Source organism: Pseudomonas sp. P5_B2, assembly GCF_056400445.1.
The window spans coordinates 1-2,932 of record NZ_JBFULH010000516.1 but is presented as its reverse complement, the minus strand read 5'-3'; the positions used below and the strand labels follow the sequence as shown (position 1 = coordinate 2,932).

Here is a 2,932-nt window from a genome sequence, read left to right as displayed (position 1 = left end):
AGCGCTTTGGTTACTTTGCGCCGGGCCGCGCAGGCTTTTCGAAAGTGACTCGCTGTAAAAGCGAAACCAATAGAAGCCGTTACCGCAGAAACGGATATGTACACAACCAAAGAAACGGGGAGGCCAGCAAACCGCACAAACAAAAACGGCCTCTATATAGAGGCCGTTTCCGGTGCAACTTAAGACGCTATCGCAAGACAGGTCTTATTTGCGGTCTTCCAGCTTGGTGATGTCACGCGACTCGTAGCCGGTGTACAGCTGGCGCGGGCGGCCAATCTTGTACGGGCTGGAGAGCATTTCTTTCCAGTGGGAGATCCAGCCGACAGTCCGCGCCAGGGCGAAGATTACGGTGAACATGCTGGTTGGAATGCCGATCGCCTTGAGGATAATCCCCGAGTAGAAGTCGACATTCGGGTACAGCGAGCGTTCGATGAAGTACGGGTCGGTCAGGGCGATCTCTTCCAGGCGCATGGCCAGTTCGAGTTGCTTGTCGTTCTTGATGCCCAGTTCCTTCAACACTTCGTCGCAGGTCTGCTTCATGACGGTAGCGCGTGGGTCGCGGTTTTTGTAAACCCGGTGACCGAAGCCCATCAGTTTGAACGGATCGTTCTTGTCCTTGGCCTTGGCGATGTATTTGTCGATGTTCGAGACATCGCCAATTTCATCGAGCATGGTCAGAACGGCTTCGTTCGCGCCGCCGTGGGCAGGGCCCCACAGTGCAGCGATGCCGGCGGCGATACAGGCGAACGGGTTGGCACCCGAAGAGCCGGCCAGACGAACGGTAGAAGTCGATGCGTTCTGCTCGTGGTCGGCATGGAGGATGAAAATCCGGTCCATGGCCTTGGCGAGCACCGGGTTGATCGGTTTGATCTCGCACGGGGTGTTGAACATCATGTGCAGGAAGTTTTCCGCGTACGTCAGGTCGTTGCGCGGGTACATCATGGGTTGGCCCATGGAGTACTTGTAAACCATCGCTGCCAGCGTCGGCATCTTGGCAACCAGGCGGATCGCGGAAATTTCGCGATGCTGCGGGTTATTGATGTCGAGGGAGTCGTGGTAGAAGGCCGAGAGGGCGCCGACTACACCGCACATGACGGCCATCGGGTGGGCATCGCGACGAAAGCCGTTGAAGAAGGTCTTCAGCTGCTCGTGAACCATAGTGTGGTTCTTGACGGTGCTGACGAACTGGGCCTTCTGTTCTGCGGTCGGCAATTCGCCGTTGAGCAGCAGATAGCAGGTTTCCAGGTAGTCAGACTTTTCAGCCAGCTGTTCGATCGGGTAACCGCGGTGCAACAGAATGCCGTTGTCGCCGTCGATATAGGTGATCTTCGACTCGCAGGAAGCTGTCGACATGAAACCAGGGTCAAAGGTGAAACGGCCCGTGGCCGTCAGGCCGCGAACGTCGATAACATCGGGACCAACGGTGCCGGTTAAAATGGGCAGCTCGACGGGGGCTGCGCCCTCGATGATCAACTGCGCTTTTTTGTCAGCCATGTGGCCTCCTATTTATGCTTGAAATCATCAGACAGACCCCCCACGCAGGGCCCGCACCACTATAGTGAGATAAATTCGAATGTCAATTTGCCTAAAGTCTTGCTCCTGAAGGCTTTAACCGGACTTTTTCCTCGAAATTGACTGCCGTTTACGCCTTTTATCCAACTTGTGCAATCAGCTATTAGGGGAAGGTGAACGCGTTGTCATTAGTAGCCTAACTGTCTATACTCGCCCTCCGACCGCCAGGGGCTTTTGGGCCTGCTTTATTGGGGGTCGCACTCCCTGGGTGGTGGGTACCTGACCAGTGCACTCCCCAACAACTTTGCCCTGATTGTTAGGGGCTCTTCAGTGTGAAAAAAAGCCGTGAATAGCCAACGACCTGTAAACCTAGACCTAAGGACCATCAAACTCCCAGTCACTGCTTACACGTCCATTCTTCACCGGATCTCCGGAATCATCCTCTTTGTCAGCCTTGCCATCATGCTTTATGCATTGGACAAGTCGCTGAGCTCGGAAGAAGGTTTTGGCCAGGTGAAAGCGTGTTTGACCAGTCCGCTAGCCAAGCTAGTGACATGGGGCATCCTGTCCGCCTTGCTGTATCACCTGGTAGCCGGTGTGCGCCATTTGATCATGGACATGGGCATCGGCGAGTCGCTTGAAGGCGGCAAACTGGGCTCGAAAATCGTTATCGCCGTTTCCGTGGTGGTAATCGTTCTGGCAGGAGTTTGGATATGGTAACTAACGTCACGAACCTGTCGCGTTCGGGCCTCTATGACTGGATGGCACAACGTGTGTCTGCGGTCGTTCTCGCGGCTTACTTCATTTTCCTGATCGGATACGTCGTTGCCCATCCAGGCATCGGCTACGCCCAATGGCATGAACTGTTCGCAAGCAACTGGATGCGTATTTTCAGTCTCCTGGCTCTCGTTGCCCTCGGCGCTCACGCCTGGGTCGGCATGTGGACCATCGCGACCGACTACCTGACGCCAATGGCGTTCGGCAAGTCCGCGACTGCAATACGTTTCCTCTTCCAGGCAGTATGCGGCGTCGCGATGTTCGCCTACTTCGTCTGGGGTGTGCAGATTCTTTGGGGTATCTGATTCATGTCTACTACAGTTAATACGCTTTCGTTCGACGCCATCATCATTGGCGGCGGCGGTGCTGGCATGCGCGCTGCTCTGCAGCTGGCGCAAGGTGGTCACAAGACTGCCGTGGTTACCAAGGTTTTCCCGACTCGTTCGCACACTGTTTCCGCCCAGGGTGGCATCACCTGCGCCATCGCGTCCGCTGACCCGAACGATGACTGGCGCTGGCACATGTACGATACCGTCAAGGGTTCCGACTACATCGGTGACCAGGACGCTATCGAATACATGTGTTCCGTAGGTCCGGAAGCTGTTTTCGAACTCGAGCACATGGGCTTGCCGTTCTCCCGTAC

General features: G+C 55.7%; 4 protein-coding genes. 3 read left to right on the top strand and 1 reads right to left on the bottom strand.

Annotated elements, in window-relative coordinates; genetic code table 11:
• Positions 1–204: 204 nt before the first annotated feature.
• Entirely contained in the window at positions 205–1,494 is a 1,290-nt protein-coding gene (gene gltA / locus AC1DRJ_RS23275) for a citrate synthase (protein WP_477804219.1), read from the bottom strand.
• A 363-nt stretch (positions 1,495–1,857) separates the two neighbouring features.
• Here gltA and sdhC point away from each other — a divergent pair, with 363 nt between their 5' ends.
• The 3 genes from sdhC to AC1DRJ_RS23260 form a co-directional block, all read left to right on the top strand.
• Entirely contained in the window at positions 1,858–2,232 is a 375-nt protein-coding gene (gene sdhC / locus AC1DRJ_RS23270; protein ID WP_477804218.1) for a succinate dehydrogenase, cytochrome b556 subunit, read from the top strand.
• Complete coding sequence (gene sdhD / locus AC1DRJ_RS23265; RefSeq protein ID WP_027922414.1) at positions 2,226–2,594, top strand: succinate dehydrogenase, hydrophobic membrane anchor protein; 369 nt, start codon at positions 2,226–2,228, stop codon at positions 2,592–2,594. Before sdhC ends, sdhD begins: the two co-directional genes overlap by 7 nt.
• Before the next feature lie 3 nt (positions 2,595–2,597).
• Positions 2,598–2,932, top strand: a 335-nt coding sequence (locus AC1DRJ_RS23260) for an FAD-dependent oxidoreductase (protein WP_477804217.1), incomplete at its 3' end; no start/stop codon positions are given.